The sequence below is a fragment of the Desulfobacterium sp. N47 genome (genome assembly GCF_051233685.1).
Classification (GTDB): Bacteria; Desulfobacterota; Desulfobacteria; order Desulfobacterales; family RPRI01; genus RPRI01.
This window is the reverse complement of sequence record NZ_JBAMMY010000095.1, coordinates 20,918-27,334: the sequence shown is the minus strand read 5'-3', so window position 1 is coordinate 27,334 and position 6,417 is coordinate 20,918. Positions and strand designations below refer to the sequence as shown.

Sequence of the window (6,417 nt, the reverse complement as noted above, 5' to 3'; positions counted from 1 at the left end):
GTTGAGCCGCTTGTTGAGAAAAATACAGCGAGCCGGAAATATAAGTATCAAGTCAATTTTACCCAGGCGCTTTCGGCAATAAAGAATGTCATTGTGCTTTTGATCCTGCGCCCCAGCGATAAAATTCACTCTATTATTGAGGATCTACAGGCGCTCATTCTCAAATGTGTCGATGCAATCCGGCCCGGTAGAAGTAATAAACGAATTTTCAAAAAGCGAAATAAAAAGTTTAACCCGGCTTATCGGCAACCAGCTTAATTCAACGGCATTGGGTAGGAACTGGCCGGTAAGTTTCCACGTTCGTACGCAATAAACAAAGAGCTGCAAAAACAAATAAAGGAGGTAATTATGCGAAAACAAACAATGTTTTTTGGGGGAATACTTTTTGCCTTTTGCCTGTTTCTAAATGATATTGGATATGCAGCAACTATTACATCTAAAAGCACTTCTTACTCTGATATAAGTTCAGCAATATCCAGCGCCAAATCTGGAGACATAGTTGTAGTACCTGCTGGTTCTGCAACATGGAGCAGCCATCTTTCTATTACTAAAGGAATTACACTTCAAGGAGCAGGAGCAGATAATACTGTAATAACAAGTAATTATAATTCTATTGATGGGCAAACTTTTAATTCTTTAAATTTTTTAATAGATTATAGCCCGTCCGATCCGGCTTTAAATGAGCCTTTTAGAATAACTGGATTCACTTTCAATTTTAATAAAAAGTGCTCCGGTATTTTAATTGACAATTTATCTTCTACATCCATTAATAAAGTGCGGATAGATCATAACATACTTAAAAATGCGTTCCCCACGACTGTTACAGGAAGGGCGATAATTCTGCATGGAACTGTATATGGTGTAATAGACAGCAACCACTTTAGCGGCAACAAGATACAGATAGATTCTTATGGAGTTAATGCTCTTTCCTGGAATAAGCTTACTATAGCTTTTGGCTCCCCCGATAATATTTATATTGAAGACAATACGTTTGAAATCGCTGATGTTGCGCATGCACACGGGGCTGGGGGTCGATCTTGCATACGATATAATACTTATCATAATATTGGAGAACGCGGTTTATACCCTTGGATTGATGCTCATGGGAATCAGCTTAAAGGGAATTATGCAACAATGGGGATAGAAATTTATGGTAATAAACTAACTCATGATTATATTGGTGCTGGAGGCGCGTTGTTAGACCATCGTGGTGGAAGGGCAATGGTTTTTGATAATTACATCATAACTGCAAAGAATTTTTATGCTAAGGTCAGGGAAGAATCTGATGATACAAACAAACCTACTGATTTTGTGGGTGCAACTGCTGGACCTTGTCCTACTATAGCACGCCTTCCAAGTAGTCAAGATTATCAACCTCAGCATGTTTCAGGTTCTTATTACTGGAACAACAGAAATAATGGGAATAGCCTTATTGATTTTACTCTAGCACAAGATACTATTGATGGAAAAACTCCAAACACTCCAGCAGTCCTTCTCCAAAACAGAGAATTTTGGAAACAAGATATTTCATTTAACGGTACAACCGGCATTGGTTGTGGAACATCGGTTAATCGCCCAACAACATGCACAAAAGGAGTTACGTATTGGACTACTGATCAGAGTTGCACATCGTTATCTCTTGATAATGTGGGAGCTAATCCAAAAACTCCTATTTCTGGAACCCTATACCGATGCACAGCTCCAAATACATGGACTGCTTATTATACACCATATGCGTATCCACACCCGCTACGTTGCTCGTCAGCCCCATATCCTGAGGCCTCTCTTTGTCCTAAGCCTATTGTTTCGGTAACACCGGCATCAAAAAATTATGGAACCATAACGGTTGGCACACCAACCGATTTAGAAACATTCACGGTTACAAATGCAATTGATGGCGGATATTTAAAGGTAAAATCTGTTGCCCTGTCAGGCTCTAATTCCGACCAATTTTTGTTAGAAAACAACACTTGCTCGGGGCAGATAATGGCGCCTGGTGAAAACTGTACTTTCAAAGCAAAATTTCTCCCTAAATCTGCAGGAACAAAGTCAGCGGATATTGTTTTAACGTATACAGATGATACTCCTATTATAACCATCCCCGTTAGCGGCACAGGAGCTTCTGTTAAGACTCCTTATATATCCCTCTTACCTACAACAACATCTTTTCTCAATGTAAAGCAATACATTCAATCTACGAAACAGAGAATCATCATCGCCAACACCGGTAACGCCCCGCTCTTAATAAGTGATATTAGTCCGACAGGTGGTGATTATAGCAGGTTTTTTATTATAAACAATAACTGTATTACAAATACTGGCATACCAACAAACAGCACTTGCACCTTTGATGTTCAGTTCCAGCCAAGATCGGAAGGATTAATAGCAACAACTCTTAATATAAAATCCAATGCCGGAAACTCTCCCACTATTCAACTCTCCGGAAACGGAACTTCAACCACATCTTTAAGCTCAACTAATTCGACTATTTCAGTCAGAGGTTATGTAGTTAGTAACGGGATATTAGGAACTGCCCCTAATGACGTTGTCCAGGCTGCGGTGAATTTCTATGTAGTCAACGTTTCCGGTAAGGCAAATCTGAATTTTACATATCCATCATTACCTTCGAATCCTGTATTTTATCTTGTATCAAATAGCGGAACAAGGAAGGAGATATATCCATCCAATAAAACCACAGGAATCATAGATGTTGCGTTAAGAAACCTTACACTTAGCCTTACGTTTAAAGACGGTTCGGACAGCGATGCTGACGGAAAGGTAAATGGCACGGTATCCGGCATTGTGGTTGCATGTAATAAGGATATCACAGACCACCCCGAGACTGAAGGCGGATGCTTTATTGCAACGGCTGCATACGGATCAAGTCTTGACGCACACATAGATGTGCTGAGAAACTTCAGAGACAAACATTTGTTAACGAATTTTGCAGGTAAGACATTTGTAACTTTATATTACACATATTCTCCACCTGTCGCTGATTTCATCAGCAAACATGATACCGCAAGAGCTGCAACAAGATTTGCACTCGCGCCAATTGTTTACAGCATTGAATATCCCTATCTCCTGCTCCTGCTTTTAATAATTCCTGCAGGTTTGGTTATAAAAAGAAAAAAACTTAACCAGACAGGATTAACAGGATAAACATGATTGTTGCCTGTCGGCAAAGGAGATAAAGTAAATACGCTGAAGCAAGAAGCTTTGACTATGTGATTTATAAAGGCGAAACAATATAATTAATTAGACAGGATTAACAGGATAAACATGATTGTTGCCTGCCGGCAATGGAGATAAAGTAAATACGCTGAAGCAAGAAGCTTTGACTATGTGATTTATAAAGGCAAAACAATATAATTAATTAGACAGGATTAACAGGATAAACATGATTGTTGCCTGCCGGCAATGGAGATAAAGTAAATACACTGAAACAAGAAGCTTTTGACTATGTGATTGATAAAGGCGAAACAATATAATTAATTAGACAGGATTAACAGGATAAACAGGATTATCGCCTTCGGCGAGAAAGACAATCTCTATCTATTATCTACCGCGAAGCGGTCTTAAAAATATTCTGTAAATCCTGTAAATCCTGTCTGATATGCTTTTATTTCTGTAATTAGACAGGATCAACATGATGAACATGATTATCGCCTGCGGCGAAAAAGACAATATAGATCTTTTAACCTACCGCGAAGCGGTCTGACAAATATCCTGTAAATCCTGTCTGATAAGTTTCTGTTAAGGGGATAATTTTATTGGAGAAAGAAGTCTTGACGCATAAAGTAATCGGTTGCGCTTACCTGGTTTATAACAAACTGGGATTTGGGTTTTTAGAAAGCGTATATCGAAAAGCGATGGTTATTGAAATTGAAGCATCAGGTCTGCGAGTGCAACAGGAAAGCCCTTTAAAGGTACACTACAGAGATCAAGTCGTCGGCGATTTTTTCGCAGATCTGCTGGTAGAAGATGAACTGATTGTTGAGCTAAAATCTGTAGAGCGGCTCGGAAAGGTTCATGAGGCACAATTGGTAAACTATTTGGTAGCAACCGGAATTGAGGTTGGCCTGCTGATCAATTTTAACTCAACCGGCGTTGATATCAAACGCAAGTATCGCACACCAAAGGAAACGCCATAAGTCGCATATAGAAGCGATCCATATTTGTTTTAGACAGGATTAACAGGATAAACAGGATTGTTGCCTGCCGGCAAAGGAAATAAAGTGAATACGCTGAAGCAAGAAGCTTTGACTATGTGATTGATAAAGGCAAAACGATATACTTAACCAGACAGGATTAACAGGATGTACATGATGTTGCCTGCCGGCAAAGGAGATAAAGTAAATACACTGAAACAAGAAGCTTTGACTATGTGATTGATAAAGGCGAAACAATATAATTAATTAGACAGGATTAACAGGATAAACAGGATTATCGCCTTCGGCGAAAAAGACAATATATATCTTTTAACCCACCGCGAAGCGGTCTTAAAAATATTCTGTAAATCCTGTAAATCCTGTCTGAAATATTTTTATTTCTGTAATTAGACAGGATCAACAGGATAAACAGGATTGTTGCCTGTCGGCAAAGGAAATAAAGTGAATACACTGAAGCAAGAAGCTTTGGCTATGTGATTTATTATAAAGGTGAAACAATATAATTAATTAGACAGGATTAACAGGATAAACAGGATTATCGCCTGCGGCGAAAAAGACAATATATATCTTTCACTCACCGCGAAGCGGTTTAACAAATATTCTGTAAATCCTGTAAATCCTGTCTGATAACTTTCTGTTTTTACAATCTTCTTGGGAATCGAATTATCTTTTATCATTGATTAATTAACTATTTTTTGATATTTTAAACGTGTAAAGCCAATAACAATATATATAGAAAAGGATTAATTATGAGCTTTGCATTAAAAAAACAATCTTATCCGTATATCAGTTCAGATCCTGGAATTGCTAGTGGGGCTCCTATAATAGCCGGAACAAGAATTACCATTCGAACTATAGCAAGATATTACCAAATGGGAATGAATGTGGATGAAATTTTAAACACTCTAACTCACCTGACTCCCTCTCAAGTACATTCAGCGCTTGCATATTATTTTGATAATCAAGATGAGATTGAATCGGATATTGATAGTAATTCAGATATTAATTATTGGAGAAAGCAGGCTTTAACTCATTCGGGTTTGAAGAATGATGGTTTATGAAGCTGAAAATTATTTTAGATGAAGAAAAATAACGCTGTAATCAGACAGGATTAACAGGATGAACATGATTGTTGCCTGTCGGCAAGAAAGACAACTTCTATCTTTCACCTACCGCGAAGCGGTCTTAAAAATATTCTGTAAATCCTGTAAATCCTGTCTGATATGCTTTTATTTCTGTAATTAGACAGGATCAACAGGATGGTCAGGATTATTGCCTTCGGCGAAAAAGACAATCTCTACCTATCATCTACCGCGAAGCGGTTTCACAAATATTCTGTAAATCCTGTCAATCCTGTCGGATATATTTTTTTCGGACTTTTGGTTAAATAAAGTTTAAATTCACATCCAGGCAAGAGGAGGCGCATTCGTGCAAATGGATATTTTAACTAATGAACAATTCAGAGATATTTCAAGGAATCTTATCAAAGCGTTTGAAAGTCGATATAGAATTGTGCCATTAAATTCCCTCAAGAAAACCGGATATATTTTAAAAAAGCCTATATACATCACAATTGAGACAGATGGAGAAGCTATAATTGCATCCCTGGACGATATCGAAGCATTCAGCTATGCCGACACCGAATTTGAAGCAATAAATGCTCTGTGTGAAGAAATTGTTATGCTCTACGAGGATATGAAAACAAATCGGGAAAACTTGGGGATATTACCTCAGAAATGGCTTGAATACCTTAATGAAGTAATAACAGTCGATGAAAATATCTGAAATCGGGAAAATATTTAATAAATTATCATTGCAAGTTCGTTCGACCGGTCATAACTATGGCTGGCTTGTAATCGACGGGAAAAAGATCCTTAGAATCCATTACTCGCATGGAAAAGGTGACCTGCCGGATAAGATCATGCATAAAATTCGAAGCCAATTAAAACTGTCTGAAAAAGATTTTAGAAATTTAGTATCATGTCCTTTAAGCTATGATGACTACATAGCTATCCTTAAACGTAAGAAATTAGTTTAACTCTCTAAAATCTCACAGTAAACCATACATACCAATATCAGTAATCAGACAGGATTTACATGATAAACAGGATTGTTGCCTGTCGGCAAAGGAAATAAAGTAAATACACTGAAACAAGAAGATAGCGATCGCAAAAATTCCTGAGACTGCCTAATAAACTATATATGATTGATAAAATAAGAAAAAGGCAAAACGATATACATAACC

General features: G+C 37.6%; 4 protein-coding genes and 1 pseudogene. All 5 read left to right on the top strand.

Going from position 1 to position 6,417, the window contains the following annotated elements:
• Positions 1-258, top strand: a pseudogene (locus VXK47_RS06130) (IS4 family transposase); the annotation flags it as partial.
• Between the two features lie 90 nt (positions 259-348).
• Positions 349-3,162 carry a choice-of-anchor D domain-containing protein gene (locus tag VXK47_RS06125; protein WP_435547888.1) on the top strand — a complete coding sequence of 938 codons (2,814 nt, stop codon included), beginning with the start codon at positions 349-351 and terminating at the stop codon, positions 3,160-3,162.
• A gap of 611 nt (positions 3,163-3,773) precedes the next feature.
• Positions 3,774-4,154 (top strand): GxxExxY protein, encoded by a 381-nt coding sequence (locus tag VXK47_RS06120; RefSeq protein WP_435547887.1) that lies wholly within the window; start codon positions 3,774-3,776, stop codon positions 4,152-4,154.
• Positions 4,155-4,921: 767 nt separating this feature from the next.
• The gene (locus VXK47_RS06115; RefSeq protein ID WP_435547886.1) at positions 4,922-5,233 is read left to right on the top strand and encodes a DUF433 domain-containing protein; all 312 of its coding nucleotides are present in this window, start codon (positions 4,922-4,924) and stop codon (positions 5,231-5,233) included.
• A 373-nt stretch (positions 5,234-5,606) separates the two neighbouring features.
• Positions 5,607-5,957 carry a hypothetical protein gene (locus VXK47_RS06110; RefSeq protein WP_435547885.1) on the top strand — a complete coding sequence of 117 codons (351 nt, stop codon included), beginning with the start codon at positions 5,607-5,609 and terminating at the stop codon, positions 5,955-5,957.
• Positions 5,958-6,417: the final 460 nt, after the last annotated feature.